The organism is Gordonia spumicola (assembly GCF_009932475.1).
In the GTDB taxonomy this organism is placed as follows: domain Bacteria; phylum Actinomycetota; class Actinomycetes; order Mycobacteriales; family Mycobacteriaceae; genus Gordonia; species Gordonia spumicola.
In genome coordinates this window covers 289,270-304,009 of the sequence record NZ_BJOV01000001.1, presented here as the reverse complement: position 1 = coordinate 304,009, position 14,740 = coordinate 289,270, and the positions used below count along the sequence as shown (strand labels likewise).

Genomic DNA, 14,740 nt, shown 5'->3' with positions numbered 1-14,740 from the left:
CCGGGACGCACTGCCCAGCACCCGGAACGGAGTTCGGGTCGACCATTTCGACGACGACCGTTGGAACGATCTCTAGATTTTGTCTCAAACTGGGGTTAGTGTCACGACATGACCTCAACCGACTTCGACGCGCACGTCGGGGACGCCGAGCCCGCTCCGATCGACGACGTCGCTTCGCTCGACCTCAAGCTCGGAGCCGATTCCCTCGTCTGGAAGTTCTACGGCGACGTCCGCGCCGTCCTCGGCTTCCAGCGACTCGCGGGGACGGAGAACTGCATCGAGCAACTCGCCAAGGGCGTCGAGGACCACTCGGTGATCTTCAACGACTTCGTCGGGCGCGCACAGCGCAGCGGGCCGCCCATCATGCGCACGATCTACTCCGACGACCCGCTCCGGTGGGGTCGGACGGTCCGCGACTTCCACCGCGACATCAAGGGCACGATCAGCGACGGCTCCCGCTATCACGCGCTGAACCCGGAGTTGTTCTACTGGGCGCACGCGACGTTCGTCGACCAGACCATCTACATCACGGACACCTTCATCCGTCGGCTCTCGTACGAGGAGAAGGCCCAGATCTTCGACGAGAGCAAGGTCTGGTATCAGCTGTACGGGGTGTCCGACCGCAGTCAGCCGCAGACGTACGACGAGTTCGTCGACTACTGGAATTCGATGCTCGACAAGTTCGTCCCGACGAAGACGATCGTCTACGCGACCGGCTACATCAGGCAGGGCGTCCCCGGGCCTCGCTGGCTGCCGCGGCCGGTGTGGCGGCTGGCGTCGGCTCCGCTGAACGGGTTCGTTCGGACCGTGATCGTCGGAACGCTCCCCCAGCAGATGCGCGACGTCTGCGAACTCGACTGGGATGATCGACGCCAACGCCGGTTCGATCGGTTCGCGGGCTTCATGCGATCGATCAACCCGCTCGTCAACCGCCTGCCGCGCCGATGGCTGTACCTGTCGTGGGCCAACGAGGGATGGGACCGCGTCGGCGTCGATCCGCGCCGACTGCACAACGGGTGATGCTCCGAAGATCGGTCCGCATGCACCGTTGCGACGGCGTATTGCCGCCGGAGTTCGATGATCGGGCCGATCGTCGGGACAGCCGCGTCAGTCACAGCCTCCGCCGCCGCCCGAGTCGCCACAGCTGCCGCCGTCGCCTCCCCAGCCGCCGCCGTCCCCGCCCCAGCTCCAGCCGCTGTCGCCGGAGCCGGAACCACCGGAGTCGGCCGATCCGTGCGATCCGCGCGATCCGCGTCCGGCCCGGACATCCGAGACCAACGCGGCCGCGAGGCACACGACGATGAACACGCCCACCACAACCGAAAACGTCACCGCACACCTTCTCTCTGCGTCGCGCGAAGTCGGACGACCTCGTCTGCCGTCATTGAATACGACTACTGCTGTGTCGCACCTGAGGTGCGGGTGTGAATTAGGCGAACGGTCGACTCCCCGACATCGACTGAACACAGTTCTCACGTTCAACCGGTGCCGCCCCGAGGGGACTGGGTGCACCTAGTTCTCAGACATCAACTGGATGAGATTGCCACAGGTGTCGTCGATGACGACGACGGTGACGGGACCCGCCTCCATCGGTTCGCTGACGATGCGGACTCCCGCGTCGGCCAGCTCGGCGCATGCGGAACGGACGTCGTCGACCTTGAACGACGCGCACGGGATGCCGTCCGCGGCCAGCGCCTCCTGGTACGCCTTGGCCGCCGGATGTTCGTTCGGCTCGAGAAGCAGCTCGGGGCCGTCGGGGGCGTCGCCGCTCACGACTGTGAGCCACCGAAACACGCCGGTCGGCACGTCGTGCTTGACGACGAAGCCGAGCCTCTCCGTGTAGAAGGCCTCCGCCTTCGTCTGGTCGTCGACGAAGACGCTCGTCAGTTCGATGCGGGCTTTCATGATGCTCCGTTCGGTTCGGTGGGCCAGCGCCTGGTGATGGCGGCGAGCGGGGTGGTGTCGACGACGTGCCGCTTGGTTCGACCGTCGCGCCGGGAGTGGACGAGCCCCGCCGCCTCAAGCACCGAGAGGTGCTGCGAGATCGCCTGACGCGACGACGTGTTGCCGCGGACCGCGAGCCGCCCGCAGATGTCGAACAGCGTCAGCTCGCCGTGCGCGACGAGGTCGTCGAGGATCTCCCGCCGCGTCTGGTCGGCTATCGCACGGTAGACGTCGGACACGGATCCACTATAGGCAAGTATTTACTTGCCTATCAAGGTCGCGGGCCATCGATACGGTCGAGCGACCGCGCAAGCGGCGGCGTCAGCCGAGGTGCGCCGATGCGGCGCGTGCGAATTCGACGGGCCGGTCGCGGTGGATGCTGTGCCCGGCGTCGATCGTCAGGAAGTCGCCGGACGGGAGAGCGTAGGCGAGGTCCCGGAGATGTCTGGCCGGAAGGAAGCTCCGCCGACCGCCGGACACGACGAGCGTCGGTGCGGTCACCTTCGACAGCCCGCACCACCACTGCGGCTCGGCGACGCCGAAAGCCTCGGTCACCGGTGCGCCGAGCGCCCTGTCGTACCGCAGGAGCGGGCCGGGGTTCGCGATGACCGCCGCGACGCCGCGGATCCGTTCGCCGAACGTCGCGGACGGGGTGATCGCCTCGGCGAGGTCGGCGTCGTCGCGCGGCATCGGCGGCACCTCCTCGAGCACCATGCGGCGGACCCGTCCCGGCTCGGCCATCGCGTAGCGGAGTGCGGTGTGCGCGCCGAGGGAGTGACCGACGAGATCGACCCGATCGACCCCCAGGTGGTCGACGACCGCCGCGAGGTCGTCCCGGAAGTCGCCGAGGCGGTACGAGTCACCCGGCCCGGTACGGCCGTGACCTCGCAGATCGAAACTCACGACGGTCCGCCCGCGGCTGCGCAGTTCCCCGGCGAACATCCGCCACGTCGACCTGTCCCCGCCCATCCCGTGCACCAGGACGACGGGCGTCGACGAGTCGAGCGGCCCGGAGACAGTCGTCGCCAACGGCGGCCCGGCCGCGGACGGGACTCGGCGCGATTCACCCATTCGTCCACGGTAGACGCACCGGCTGCGGATCGACCCCCAGAGGCCCTAAACTGACTGAATGCACAGTCAAACGGCGCGCCTGTCCGCGGGCATCGCGTTCGCGCTGATCTCATCGTGTTCATTCGGCCTGTCGGGCGCGATGGCCCGAAGTCTCCTCGACACCGGATGGTCGGCGGGGGCGGCCGTGACCCTGCGCATCACGATCGGCGGTCTGGCACTGATGCTGCCCGCCGTCGTCGCGATGCGCGGCAAGTGGGACCTGCTGCGCGGTCCGCGAGCGATCGGGTCACTGGTCGCGTACGGCGTCGTCGCCGTCGCGGTCCCCCAGCTCTGCTACTTCTACGCGGTCCAGACACTGCAGGTGGCTGTGGCCCTTCTCATCGAGTACACGTCGCCGGTGGTCGTCATCGTCTGGATGTGGCTCAGGCACCGCCAGCGTCCCACCGCCTTCACGCTCGTCGGGGCCATCGTGTCGGCCGCGGGTCTGACCCTCGTGCTGCAGATATTCGGCGCGGTCTCACTGGACGCCGCGGGCGTCGCATGGGCTCTCGGCGCGATGATCGGCGCCGCCGGCTACTTCGTGATGTCCGGCGACGCGGAGACCAGGCTTCCCGGCATCGCGATGGCCGCGGGTGGACTGCTGTCGGCCGCGGCGATCCTCGGACTGTCCGGCGCGGTCGGCGTCCTACCCATGTCGACATCGACCGACGACGTCCGGCTCGCCGGGTCGACGGTCCCCTGGTGGATACCGATGGCGGTCCTCGGCCTGATCACCGCGGCCCTCGCCTACGCGACCGGGATCGCCGCGGTCCGTAGGCTCGGACCGCGCCTCGCCTCCTTCGTCGCCCTCGCCGAAGTGCTCGCCGCCGTCGTGGCGGCCTGGATCTTCCTGGCCGAGGTGCCCGCCGCGATCCAACTGATCGGCGGCGGGCTCATCATCGTCGGCGTCATCGTGGTGAAGCTCGGGGAACGCCCCGCCACAGAGGAGCGGCCGGTCACCGTCTGAGACGTCAGTACTCGTCGATCGCCTTCCCGCGGAGACGTTCGTACTCCTCGCGCGTGATGCGGCCGCCCGCAAAGAGGCCGTCGAGCTCGGTGAGACGCTGGCTGAGGGTGCGCCCGTCAGCAGGCTGTCCCTTGGTCATGGGCGGTGATGCCACCGCGTACCGTCGCACGATCGCCATCACCTCGTCGCGGACCGCGGGGTCGTTCCGGACGTCGACCATTGCGTCGAGGGAGATGCCGTTGCGGCGCAGCACATCGATCACCTGAACTAATGCTTCGGCGTTGCCGGTCAGATCATAGGTCTGCCCGTCTTCGGACGATTCGAACGTGGCGGGCATCGAACCGATGTACAGACCGGTCGCGTCCCAGTCGATGTCGACCTTCGTCTGATCCGCGGAGACGAACACGCCGAACATGCCCTTGGCGATGGCAGGCGTCGCGGTCACCGGCATCGGGAACCTCAGCGAAGTGGTGAATTCGGTGACGCGCGGGCCTGTGACGCGCAACGTGAACTCCACGACACGGCGGTCATTGATCTCCATGTTCGTCTCGCGCATCCCCACGATGTGACCGATGCCCGGCACTCCGGTCGCTTTCAACACCGCGGTCCGGGCCGAACTGTTCACCGAGTACCGAGCGAAAGCGTATGCGGCGATCACGTCGACCGCCGTCCAGCCGATGCCGTTCCACAGCATCCACGACGGGCCCTCGTCGCCCATCAGGAAGTAGATGATCAGGAACGCGGGCCCCACGGCACCGCACAGCAGCATGAACGCGAGCGACTTGGCGAAAGCACGGAGGAATGCACCGGAGAACATGCCGGTAAGCCTAAAACAGAAAACCCCGCTCCGACCGAAGTCGGAGCGGGGTTCCCAGAGTTCTGACGCTGGGTCAGAGCTTGATCACTTGATCACTTGATGATCTTGGTGACGCGGCCGGCACCGACGGTGCGGCCACCCTCGCGGATAGCGAAGCGCAGGCCCTCATCCATGGCGACCGGCTGGATGAGCACGACGCTCATCTCGGTGTTGTCGCCCGGCATGACCATCTCGGTGCCCTCGGGGAGGGTGACGACGCCGGTCACGTCCGTGGTGCGGAAGTAGAACTGCGGACGGTAGTTGTTGAAGAACGGGGTGTGGCGGCCGCCCTCGTCCTTCGACAGGATGTACGCCTGGCCCTCGAACTCGGTGTGCGGGGTCGTGGTGCCGGGAGCGACGATGACCTGGCCGCGCTCGACGTCCTCACGCTTCAGGCCACGGAGCAGCAGACCGGCGTTGTCGCCTGCCTGAGCCGAGTCGAGGAGCTTGTGGAACATCTCGATGCCGGTGACGGTGGTCTTCTGCGACTTCTCGCGGATACCGACGATCTCGACCTCAGCGTTGACGTTGATCTCGCCACGCTCGACACGACCGGTGACGACGGTGCCACGACCGGTGATCGTGAAGACGTCCTCGACGGGCATGAGGAAGGGCTTCTCGGTCTCGCGGACGGGGTCCGGAACCGACTCGTCGACGGCAGCCATCAGGTCCTGGATCGACTTGACCCACTTCTCGTCGCCCTCGAGCGCCTTCAGCGCCGAGATCGGAACGACCGGTGCGTCCTCGTCGAACTCCTGAGCGCCCAGCAGTTCGCGGACCTCCATCTCGACGAGTTCCATGATCTCTTCGTCGTCGACCATGTCGGCCTTGTTCAGTGCGACGAGGATGTAGGGAACGCCGACCTGGCGAGCCAGGAGGACGTGCTCACGGGTCTGCGGCATCGGGCCGTCGGTGGCGGCCACGACCAGGATCGCGCCGTCCATCTGGGCAGCACCGGTGATCATGTTCTTGATGTAGTCGGCGTGACCCGGAGCGTCGACGTGAGCGTAGTGACGCTTCTCCGTCTGGTACTCGACGTGGGAGATGTTGATCGTGATACCACGAGCCTTCTCCTCAGGCGCCTTGTCGATCTGATCGAAAGCGAAGCTCTCGTTCAGGTCCGGGTACTGGTCGGCCAGGACCTTGGTGATGGCAGCCGTGGTGGTGGTCTTGCCGTGGTCGACGTGACCGATGGTGCCGATGTTCACGTGCGGCTTGGTCCGCTCGAACTTCGCCTTCGCCACTTTGTGTCCTCCTGGACTGTAAGAGTGCCGGGTGGTTCCCGACAGTCGTATGGGTTCTCCGCATTCGCGGAGAGGCTTCTTATGATCCCCCGATGGGCGACGATTAGCGTCGCCCACCGAGGATCGAGTTGTTCACGCCGTCCCGATCAGATCGACCGGCGTGGTTCCGCCGAGGTGGCAGACGAGTGGTTACTCGCCGGTCGCCTTGGCGATGATCTCCTTCGACACGTTCGCCGGAACTTCAGCGTACGAGTCGAAGACCATGGAGTAGTTTGCACGGCCCTGAGTCTTCGACCGAAGGTCGCCGATGTAGCCGAACATCTCCGACAGCGGGACCTGAGCCTTGACGACTCGAGCACCGCTGCGCTCCTCCATGGCCTGGATCTGACCACGGCGGGAGTTCAGGTCGCCGATGACGTCGCCCATGTAGTCCTCCGGAGTCGTGACCTCGACGGCCATGATCGGCTCCAGGATGACGGGCTGCGCCATGCGTGCGGACTCCTTGAGAGCCTGCGCACCGGCGATCTTGAAGGCCATCTCCGACGAGTCGACGTCATGGTACTGACCGTCGAGGAGAGTGAACTTCAGGTTGACTAGCGGGTAGCCGGCCAGGACGCCGTACTGCATCGCGTCCTGCGCGCCCGCATCCACCGACGGGATGTACTCGCGCGGGACGCGACCGCCGGTGACGGCGTTCGCGAACTCGTAGGTCGCGCCGTCCTCGGCGTCGACCAGCGGCTCGAGCTTGACGATGACCTTGGCGAACTGGCCCGAGCCACCCGTCTGCTTCTTGTGGGTGTACTCGTGCTTCTCGACGGTCTTGCGGATCGTCTCACGGTACGCGACCTGCGGCTTGCCGACGTTGGCCTCGACCTTGAACTCGCGCTTCATGCGGTCCACGAGGATGTCGAGGTGGAGCTCGCCCATGCCGCCGATGACGGTCTGGCCGGTCTCCTCGTCGAGGTTGACCGAGAAGGTCGGGTCCTCTTCGGCGAGCTTCTGGATCGCGGTGCCCAGCTTCTCCTGGTCGGCCTTGGTCTTCGGCTCGATGGAGACGTTGATGACCGGGTCCGGGAACGTCATCGACTCGAGGACGATCGGCGAGTCGGTGGCACACAGGGTGTCGCCGGTCGTGGTGTCCTTGAGGCCGATCATCGCGTAGATGTGGCCTGCCACCGCGTCGTCGACGGGCATCTCCTTGTTGGCGTGCATCTGGAAGAGCTTGCCGATGCGCTCCTTCTTGCCCTTGGTGGCGTTGAGCACCTGAGTGCCCGGCTCCACCATGCCCGAGTAGACGCGGACGAAGGTCAGCTTGCCGAAGAACGGGTGAGCCGCGATCTTGAAGGCCAGAGCCGAGAACGGCTCGTCCTTGCTGGGCTTGCGGATCAGCTCTTCTTCTTCGTTGTTGACGGCGTGACCGTGGACCTCGCCGATGTCCAGCGGAGTCGGCAGGAAGTCGATCACGGCGTCGAGCATCGGCTGCACACCGCGGTTCTTGAACGCAGAGCCGCACAGCACCGGGTAGAGCTCGGAGTTGACGGTCATCTTGCGGATGGCGCCCTTGATCTCCTCGATGGAGAGCTCCTCGCCACCGAAGTACTTCTCCATCAGCGCGTCGTCGGACTCGGCGACGGTCTCGAGCAGCTTCTCGCGGTACTCGGCGGCCTTGTCGGCGAGATCGGCGGGGATCTCCTGCACCTCGTACGAGGCGCCCATCGTGACGTCGCCCTTGGCGTCGCCCGGCCACACCAGTGCGCGCATCTCGAGGAGGTCGACGACGCCGACGAAGTCGTCCTCGGCACCGATCGGGAGCTGCAGGACGAGCGGCTTCGCGCCCAGACGATCGATGATCGTCTGCACGGTGAAGTAGAAGTCCGCGCCCATCTTGTCCATCTTGTTGACGAAGCAGATGCGGGGGACGTCGTACTTGGCGGCCTGACGCCAGACCTGCTCGGACTGCGGCTCGACGCCTTCCTTGCCGTCGAAGACGGCGACGGCGCCGTCGAGGACGCGGAGCGAACGCTCGACCTCGACCGTGAAGTCGACGTGGCCGGGGGTGTCGATGATGTTGATCTGGTTCTTGTTCCAGAAACAGGTGACCGCCGCGGACGTGATCGTGATGCCGCGTTCCTTCTCCTGCTCCATCCAGTCGGTGGTCGATGCACCGTCGTGGGTTTCACCGATCTTGTAGTTCACACCGGTGTAGAACAGGATTCGCTCGGTCGTCGTCGTCTTACCGGCGTCGATGTGCGCCATGATGCCGATGTTGCGGACCTTGTTGAGGTCGTTGAGCACTTCCTGTGCCATGTGGTTCCTTCGGAAGAGTTCGGACTGAAGACTGTGGTTTTCCAGGATGCCAGTCCGCCGGAGACTGTGAGTCTCCGGCGGCCGGGGATCCTAGAAGGTCACCAACGGTAGTGGGCGAATGCGCGGTTGGCTTCGGCCATCTTGTGGGTGTCCTCGCGACGCTTGACCGAGGCGCCCAGACCGTTCGACGCGTCGAGCAGTTCATTGGCGAGACGCTCGACCATGGTCTTCTCACGGCGCTGACGGCTGAACGTCACCAGCCAGCGGAGTGCGAGGGTGTTCGCGCGGCCCGGCTTGACCTCGATCGGCACCTGGTAGGTGGCGCCGCCGACGCGGCGGCTCTTGACCTCGAGGGTGGGCTTGACGTTGTCGAGCGCACGCTTGAGGGTGACGACCGGGTCGGTGCCGGTCTTCTCACGAGCCTGCTCGAGGGCTTCGTACACGATGCGCTCGGCGGTCGACTTCTTGCCGTCCAGCAGGATCTTGTTGACGAGCTGGGTGACCAGCGGCGAACCGTAGACCGGGTCGTTGATCAGCGGGCGCTTGGGAGCGGGTCCTTTACGAGGCATGACTTAGCTTCCCTTCTTGGCGCCGTAGCGGCTGCGAGCCTGCTTGCGGTCCTTGACACCCTGGGTGTCGAGCGAGCCGCGGATGATGCGGTAACGAACACCGGGGAGGTCCTTCACGCGACCGCCGCGGACGAGCACCATCGAGTGCTCCTGCAGGTTGTGGCCCTCGCCGGGAATGTAGGCGGTGACCTCGACGCCACTCGTCAGGCGCACACGGGCGACCTTGCGGAGTGCGGAGTTCGGCTTCTTCGGGGTGGTGGTGTACACACGCGTGCACACGCCGCGACGCTGCGGGCTTCCCTTGAGGGCGGCGGTCTTCTTGATCGACGCCTTGTCCTTGCGGCCCTTACGGACCAGCTGGTTGATCGTTGGCACTGAGTTCTTTTCTCCTTGTGGGCCGGCTCCCGCCGGTCCGATGTGTAGTCGCGGTTGGTGCTCCGGGCACTTCACTCGGTGTCGCATTTGCACGCTCCGAGCGATGTCCGCAACTCGCCCCACCGGCGCGTTTGCGCCGGTCAACTATGGAATCGCTACCCCGAGGTCGGGCGTGTCAGACACGCACGCGCGGATTCGCGACACCCTCGTTCGGTGTTGTCGTCGCCGACCCGATCGAGGGCAGCACCTACCGTGGGCAGGCACCGACGAAATACTCTACCGCCCGGATTTACCGAGGTCAAAATCATTGACAGCGCCGGTCGAACGGCGCATGAACGCCCGATGCCCGACGGCGATCAGTCGAACTCCGCGACCCCGACGAGCAGGTCGCGGGCCGCGTCGCGGGCCGCGACCTCGTCCCCGTCGATCACGGCCTCGACCACCGCATCGTGCAGATCGCTGTACGACGGCCCGCCGACCACGCCCTGCTGGGCGACGGACTGCCTCAGCGCAGGGAGGAGGGAGTCGTAGAACTCCAGATAGACCTCGTTGTGACTGGCCGCGACGATGGCCCGATGCAGGCGGGTGTCGGTCTCGACGGCCGCGTCGGCGTCGACGACGTCGGCCCAGACGCGATTGCGGATCTCTTGCGCATCGCGGAGCGCGCGGACGTCGTCGGCGTCGCGGCGACGGGCGGCCAGGCCCGCGGCGGTCACCTCGAGGGCCTCGCGCAGTTCCATGAGGTCACGCCTGCGGGCACCCGCGAAGAAGTCGGTGAACACGACCTCCTGCTCGTCGGTGGCGATCACGTATGTGCCCGACCCCTGACGCCTCTCCAACAGTCCTGCGTGCACCAACGACTGGACGGCCTCGCGCACCGTGTTCCGGGCGGTGCCGGTCATCTCGCACAGCGCGGGCTCGGTGGGGATCCGCTGCCCGACAGTCCAGCGACCCGACGCGATCTCGGCACGCAGTTGCTCGGTCACCTGCGCGATCAGGCTCTGCCGCTTGATGGTCTCCACGACTGCAGCCTAAAACACATTGCTCCGATTCGACCATTCATCCTATGATTTCGGCATGACTGCGACCGCTCCGCCCGCGACCATCGCACCGACGACCTTGCCGCGCATGTGGCGCGGCCGCATCGTGACTCTCCTCGCCATCGTCGTGTTCGCGTTCACGCTGCGGACCGCGGTCACGTCGCTGACGCCCCTGCTCGGGCGGATCTCCGACGACATCGGCTTCGGCGACACGATCGCCGGACTCCTCGGCATGATCCCGACCCTGACCTTCGGCGTCGCCGGCATCGTCTCCCCCGCGCTCGGACGCCGGTTCGGCATCGAGCAGGTCACGTTGGCCGCGGTGATCATCACCGGTGTCGGCATCGCCACCCGGTCACTGAGCCAGAACGTGATCACGCTGATCCTGCTGTCGTGCGTCGCACTGTTCGGCATGGGCGTCGGCAACATCCTGATCCCGCCGCTCGTGAAGCGCTACTTCTCCGACCGGATCGCACCGATCAGCACCCTGTACATCGTGTTCGTGCAGATGGGCACCGTCATTCCCGCCGCCGTCGCGATCCCGCTCGCCGACGCGACCGACTGGCGGACCTCGCTCGGCATCTGGGCCCTGTTCCCTCTCGCCGCACTCGGCCCGTGGATCTGGGTCGTCAAGGAACGTCGGGCGGCGGCGCGCCGATCGACCGACGACGCGCCCGTCACCGAAGGCGCACACGTCCCGGTGTGGCGGACGTCGATGGCGTGGGGCCTCACATTGATGTTCGGCATGACCTCGGCCTGCACGTACGCGATGTTCACCTGGATGCCGAAGATCATGCGCGATGCGGGCGGCAGCGAATCGCTCGGCGGAAGCATGGTCGCCGTGTTCTCCGGCGTCGGCCTCGCCGCGACTCTCGTCGCGCCGTGGCTGTGCACGCGCTTCGCGAATCCGTTCGGGTTCACCGTCCTGTTCGCCGCGTGCTGGCTCTCCGGTTTCGCGGGACTGATGTGGGCTCCCCTGTCGGCTCCGGTGCTGTGGGCCGTCCTGTGCGGCCTCGGCCCGACCACCTTCCCGATGGCGTTGACCCTGATCAACGTCCGCACCCGCAGCAGTTCCACATCTGCGTCGCTCTCGGGCTTCGGCCAGGGCGTCGGGTACCTGTTGGCCTGCGCCGGTCCGATGCTGTTCGGAGTCCTCCACGACGTCAGCGACGGATGGGGAACGCCGTTCATCCTGCTCACGGGGATGACTGCGGTGATGCTGTGCGGCGCATGGGTCATCTGCCGTCCCCGCTACCTCGAAGACCAGCTGGGTGGCCGGGTACAGACGGAGTGAACGCATGACGGTGTCCCCGCCTGACCCTTGTCAGGCGGGGTACCGCACCACATCCGTCCCCGGCGGGACGGGCGGACCCGGAGGTGGGGCCGGGATTCGGCAGGCGAGCCATTTCTCGACGGCCGATCCGGACGCGGTGACCCGATCGCCGAACGTCGGGAGGATCTTCTCCGGCTGCAGGGCGTGATTGACCTTCCACGGCTCATTCGAGCCGGCGGGTCGCCACCCGACCCGGCCCGTGAAGGGACCGGACTGGAGGATGGTGGTCTCCCATCCGCCGGGCTTGGTGTCCACGCTGCGGTTGTGGCCTCCGCACGCTCCACCGAGGTGGTCGATGTCGGTGGGGCCGCCGTCCTGCCAGTCGGGCATGTGATGCGCTTGGGTCCGCGACCACGGGACGGTGCATCCGGGCGCGGTGCAGCCACGATCGCGGCCGAACAATGCGAGCCGCTGCGCCTTGGAGGCGAAGCGTTTGCCGCGTCCGAGGTACAGAACCTGTGCGGACGCGGTGGCGAACACCTCCAACCACGGGGTCGCATCGCCGGCGATCTCGACGAGATCCTTGACCGGCAGACGAGTCCCGGTCGCGGTGGTCGCGACACCCGAGCGGGATTCGAGATCATCCAGCGACGCGGTCACCACCAACTGCGACGACAGCGACGTGCCCTCGCCGAGGCCGCCGTTGGCGATCAGGAACGTCCACATCGCTTCGAGTGCGTCGTGATTGCGCTGGGACTGGGAACGAGTGTCGCGTTCGGCGGCTGCGGCGAGGGCGTCGGGGTCGACGTTCGCGGATGATCCGGACGGCGACTGCTCGTCGTCGGGACTGTTCATCCCCGGCGCCGCCCATGACACGAGCAGCGCTTCGAGTTTGGCGCGGGCCGCCGGGGTCAGCTTCGCGCTGATCGCCGACATGAGCCGCCGATCCTGCGGGGCGAGAGTCACGCCACGGGTGCGGGCCCGGTCGGTGTCGTCGGTCAACTCCCCATCAGGGTCGAGGTGAGCGAGATCCGCTTGCCCGCGGCCCGGGTCTGCTCGGGAGTCAACGTCCGCGCCACCCCGGCCAACTCTGCTTCGGCACGGGCCTTCACATCGGCAGGAATAGCAGCTGGGATCGCGTCGATGACGTCGACGATCTCCGCAACGTGGTCGAGCGACAGGTCACCATCCGCGACGGCGCCTGCAGTGGCCGGGAGGGTCGGGTCGAGCGGTTCACCGGAGAAGGCGACCAACGAACTCAGGCACAATGCGGCGTCGGTCCGCTGTTTGCGGGCCCGCGCCGACAACCGCAACTGGCCTTCCAAGTACTTGCCGGGCATCTGCGACCCGGCAAGACGGTACGCACCACGCTGAGAGACCTCGGCAAACAGGCGGGCATCCACGCCGACACCGCGGCGGTTGGACCGCTCATTGACCTCGGAGGCCACGAGCAGTTCCCGGTCGGACAGCCGGGCCAGCGACACCGTGGCGAGCTTCTGCGCGACCTCGTCCTGCAACCGCACGAGGTCCAGCGCATTGTCGGGAAGTTCAATGTTCGTCATGGCGTCCACCTCCCGTCGAGTGCCTGGTCTTTGCTGTCTCCATTCTAGTCGAATATGTGTTCTATCACAATAGGTTCGCCCGTGAGTTCGACGGCCACGATCAGTCACAACGACGCGATCGGTGCGCCGGTCCGCCGGAATCGCATATCTACGGCACCGTGTGACCCCAGACGCTTCGCGACACTGCTCCTGGGGTGGACGACTCAGCTCAACGGAAGGCTTGCGACCGGAGCACTGATCATGCGATCCGGCTCCGACGCGTCGCCGACGGTGAACGCGATCGACGTGGCGTCGCCGAGGTCGTCGACGGTCGCCGTGGTGGAGGGCGCGACATCGTCCCGCGTCATCACACCGCCGAGACGGGCTCCGCTCGGGCCGACGAGCCAGAGCTGATACACAGTGCCTGCCGCGGGCGGCGGGACGTCGTTCATCACGAGGACGCCTGCGCCCGTCGACGGCGAGTAGGTGACCGAGGCACGGCCGGTGGCGAGGGTCCCCGTGGTGGTGCGGACGTCGGCGGAGCCGAACACGCGCCCGGCCGTGGTCTGGGCGGGCGCCGGGTCCCGGGACAGCGTGTACCCGACGACTCCGCCGCCGACGCCGATCACGACCGCCGCGGCCGCGGCCACCGCCCACAGTCGTCGTCTCGACGGAGCGGACGCTGCACGCCCGGTGTCGGCCCGCGCGAACTCGACGAGCTCGGCGCGCAGCGCGGCGGGCGGAGCCAGAGCCGTGGTCTCGGCGATGTCGGCGAGCGTCTCGCGGATCTCCGCGACCTCGGCGGCGAAGGCGTCGCGGACGATCGGCGACGCCGAGTCGAGGCGAGCCGTCAGCCGGGCGCGCTCGAGTTCGGTGAGCGCGTCGAGCGCGAAGGGCACGGCCTGATCGAGCAGGTCGTCGCCCGCGGTGTCGTCAGCCATTCTCCAAACACCCCCTCAGACGTCGCAGTCCGTCTCTGATCCGACTCTTCACCGCGGGCAGTCCGACGGTGAGCCGCTCGGCGACTTCGCTGTACGAGAGGCCGCCGTAGTATGCCAGGCCCACCGCTTCGGCCTGCCGTTCGCTGAGCGTGCCGAGGCAGTTCCGGATGCGGCGGCCGTCGTCCCGCGCCTGGACCTCGTCGCCGACGTAGTCCGCGACGGAGGTGAGCTCACGCGCGCCGTAGTCCGACTCGCGCCGCGCGGCGGACGTCTCCGACCGCACCCGGTCCACGGCACGACGGTGCGCGATCGACAGCAGCCACGCGACCGGCGATCCCTCGGCCGGGTCGTACCGCGCCGCGCCCCGCCACACCTGCAGGTACACCTCTTGGGTCGTCTCCTCGGAGTAGCCGGGGTCGCGCAGGACCCGCAGCACCATGCCGTACACCCGCGCACTCGTGCGGTCGTACAGGTCGGCGAACGCCTCCACGTCGCCGTCCGCGGCGCTCGCGAGCAGGTCGACGAGGACGTGCGCATCGGTGTCGGCTCGCGTCACGACTGGTCTCCAGAGGT

The 14,740-nt window shown here is 67.0% G+C and carries 15 protein-coding genes and 1 pseudogene; 3 read left to right on the top strand and 13 right to left on the bottom strand.

The window, feature by feature from the left end; genetic code table 11:
• Nucleotides 1-108: 108 nt before the first annotated feature.
• Nucleotides 109-1,020 (top strand): oxygenase MpaB family protein, encoded by a 912-nt coding sequence (locus tag GYB83_RS01530; protein WP_161893805.1) that lies wholly within the window; start codon nucleotides 109-111, stop codon nucleotides 1,018-1,020.
• A gap of 87 nt (nucleotides 1,021-1,107) precedes the next feature.
• Here GYB83_RS01530 and GYB83_RS23315 read toward each other — a convergent pair whose 3' ends face one another.
• The 4 genes from GYB83_RS23315 to GYB83_RS01515 all read right to left on the bottom strand — a co-directional run bounded on the left by GYB83_RS23315 (nucleotide 1,108) and on the right by GYB83_RS01515 (nucleotide 3,015).
• Nucleotides 1,108-1,332, bottom strand: a complete 225-nt coding sequence (locus tag GYB83_RS23315) for a hypothetical protein (protein WP_186349691.1) — start codon at nucleotides 1,330-1,332, stop codon at nucleotides 1,108-1,110.
• Nucleotides 1,333-1,512: 180 nt separating this feature from the next.
• Nucleotides 1,513-1,905, bottom strand: a complete 393-nt coding sequence (locus tag GYB83_RS01525) for a VOC family protein (RefSeq protein WP_161893804.1) — start codon at nucleotides 1,903-1,905, stop codon at nucleotides 1,513-1,515.
• Nucleotides 1,902-2,183, bottom strand: coding sequence for an ArsR/SmtB family transcription factor (locus tag GYB83_RS01520; protein WP_161893803.1), 282 nt, complete (start codon nucleotides 2,181-2,183; stop codon nucleotides 1,902-1,904). Before GYB83_RS01520 ends, GYB83_RS01525 begins: the two co-directional genes overlap by 4 nt.
• Before the next feature lie 82 nt (nucleotides 2,184-2,265).
• Nucleotides 2,266-3,015: an alpha/beta fold hydrolase gene (locus GYB83_RS01515; protein WP_161893802.1), complete on the bottom strand. Its 750-nt coding sequence runs from the start codon at nucleotides 3,013-3,015 to the stop codon at nucleotides 2,266-2,268.
• Nucleotides 3,016-3,073: 58 nt separating this feature from the next.
• Between GYB83_RS01515 and GYB83_RS01510 the strand changes: the two genes are divergently transcribed.
• Nucleotides 3,074-4,021, top strand: a complete 948-nt coding sequence (locus GYB83_RS01510; protein ID WP_161893801.1) for an EamA family transporter — start codon at nucleotides 3,074-3,076, stop codon at nucleotides 4,019-4,021.
• A 4-nt stretch (nucleotides 4,022-4,025) separates the two neighbouring features.
• Here the strand turns inward: GYB83_RS01510 and GYB83_RS01505 are convergent, their stop codons facing one another.
• From GYB83_RS01505 to GYB83_RS01480, 6 genes are all read right to left on the bottom strand, one after another.
• A complete protein-coding gene (locus tag GYB83_RS01505; RefSeq protein WP_161893800.1) occupies nucleotides 4,026-4,838 on the bottom strand; it encodes an SHOCT domain-containing protein in 813 nt (270 codons plus the stop codon).
• A gap of 92 nt (nucleotides 4,839-4,930) precedes the next feature.
• A complete protein-coding gene (tuf, locus tag GYB83_RS01500) occupies nucleotides 4,931-6,121 on the bottom strand; it encodes an elongation factor Tu (protein ID WP_161893799.1) in 1,191 nt (396 codons plus the stop codon).
• 189 nt (nucleotides 6,122-6,310) lie between these two features.
• Complete coding sequence (fusA, locus tag GYB83_RS01495; protein ID WP_161893798.1) at nucleotides 6,311-8,428, bottom strand: elongation factor G; 2,118 nt, start codon at nucleotides 8,426-8,428, stop codon at nucleotides 6,311-6,313.
• Between the two features lie 98 nt (nucleotides 8,429-8,526).
• Entirely contained in the window at nucleotides 8,527-8,997 is a 471-nt protein-coding gene (gene rpsG / locus GYB83_RS01490) for a 30S ribosomal protein S7 (RefSeq protein ID WP_008376088.1), read from the bottom strand.
• Between the two features lie 3 nt (nucleotides 8,998-9,000).
• Entirely contained in the window at nucleotides 9,001-9,372 is a 372-nt protein-coding gene (gene rpsL / locus GYB83_RS01485; protein ID WP_008376090.1) for a 30S ribosomal protein S12, read from the bottom strand.
• A gap of 356 nt (nucleotides 9,373-9,728) precedes the next feature.
• Nucleotides 9,729-10,394, bottom strand: coding sequence for a FadR/GntR family transcriptional regulator (locus GYB83_RS01480; RefSeq protein WP_161893797.1), 666 nt, complete (start codon nucleotides 10,392-10,394; stop codon nucleotides 9,729-9,731).
• A gap of 55 nt (nucleotides 10,395-10,449) precedes the next feature.
• Between GYB83_RS01480 and GYB83_RS01475 the strand changes: the two genes are divergently transcribed.
• Nucleotides 10,450-11,706, top strand: a complete 1,257-nt coding sequence (locus tag GYB83_RS01475; protein WP_161893796.1) for a CynX/NimT family MFS transporter — start codon at nucleotides 10,450-10,452, stop codon at nucleotides 11,704-11,706.
• Nucleotides 11,707-11,736: 30 nt separating this feature from the next.
• Here GYB83_RS01475 and GYB83_RS24210 read toward each other — a convergent pair.
• The 3 genes and pseudogenes from GYB83_RS24210 to sigK all read right to left on the bottom strand — a co-directional run bounded on the left by GYB83_RS24210 (nucleotide 11,737) and on the right by sigK (nucleotide 14,723).
• Nucleotides 11,737-13,247, bottom strand: a pseudogene (locus tag GYB83_RS24210) (HNH endonuclease signature motif containing protein).
• Nucleotides 13,248-13,450: 203 nt separating this feature from the next.
• Nucleotides 13,451-14,167: an anti-sigma factor gene (locus tag GYB83_RS01465; RefSeq protein ID WP_161893795.1), complete on the bottom strand. Its 717-nt coding sequence runs from the start codon at nucleotides 14,165-14,167 to the stop codon at nucleotides 13,451-13,453.
• Nucleotides 14,160-14,723 carry an ECF RNA polymerase sigma factor SigK gene (sigK, locus tag GYB83_RS01460; protein WP_161893794.1) on the bottom strand — a complete coding sequence of 188 codons (564 nt, stop codon included), beginning with the start codon at nucleotides 14,721-14,723 and terminating at the stop codon, nucleotides 14,160-14,162. The genes GYB83_RS01465 and sigK overlap by 8 nt, the downstream gene beginning before the upstream one ends.
• Between the last annotated feature and the right edge of the window lie 17 nt (nucleotides 14,724-14,740).

Excerpts from the sequence above, each read along its gene's own strand:
- GYB83_RS01465 (WP_161893795.1), bottom strand. The coding sequence starts at position 14,167 with ATGGCTGACGACACCGCGGGCGACGACCTGCTCGATCAGGCCGTGCCC.
- GYB83_RS01525 (WP_161893804.1), bottom strand. The coding sequence starts at position 1,905 with ATGAAAGCCCGCATCGAACTGACGAGCGTCTTCGTCGACGACCAGACG.
- GYB83_RS01515 (WP_161893802.1), bottom strand. The coding sequence starts at position 3,015 with ATGGGTGAATCGCGCCGAGTCCCGTCCGCGGCCGGGCCGCCGTTGGCG.
- GYB83_RS01530 (WP_161893805.1), top strand. The coding sequence starts at position 109 with ATGACCTCAACCGACTTCGACGCGCACGTCGGGGACGCCGAGCCCGCT.
- rpsG (WP_008376088.1), bottom strand. The coding sequence starts at position 8,997 with ATGCCTCGTAAAGGACCCGCTCCCAAGCGCCCGCTGATCAACGACCCG.
- GYB83_RS01475 (WP_161893796.1), top strand. The coding sequence starts at position 10,450 with ATGACTGCGACCGCTCCGCCCGCGACCATCGCACCGACGACCTTGCCG.
- GYB83_RS01510 (WP_161893801.1), top strand. The coding sequence starts at position 3,074 with ATGCACAGTCAAACGGCGCGCCTGTCCGCGGGCATCGCGTTCGCGCTG.
- fusA (WP_161893798.1), bottom strand. The coding sequence starts at position 8,428 with ATGGCACAGGAAGTGCTCAACGACCTCAACAAGGTCCGCAACATCGGC.
- GYB83_RS01505 (WP_161893800.1), bottom strand. The coding sequence starts at position 4,838 with ATGTTCTCCGGTGCATTCCTCCGTGCTTTCGCCAAGTCGCTCGCGTTC.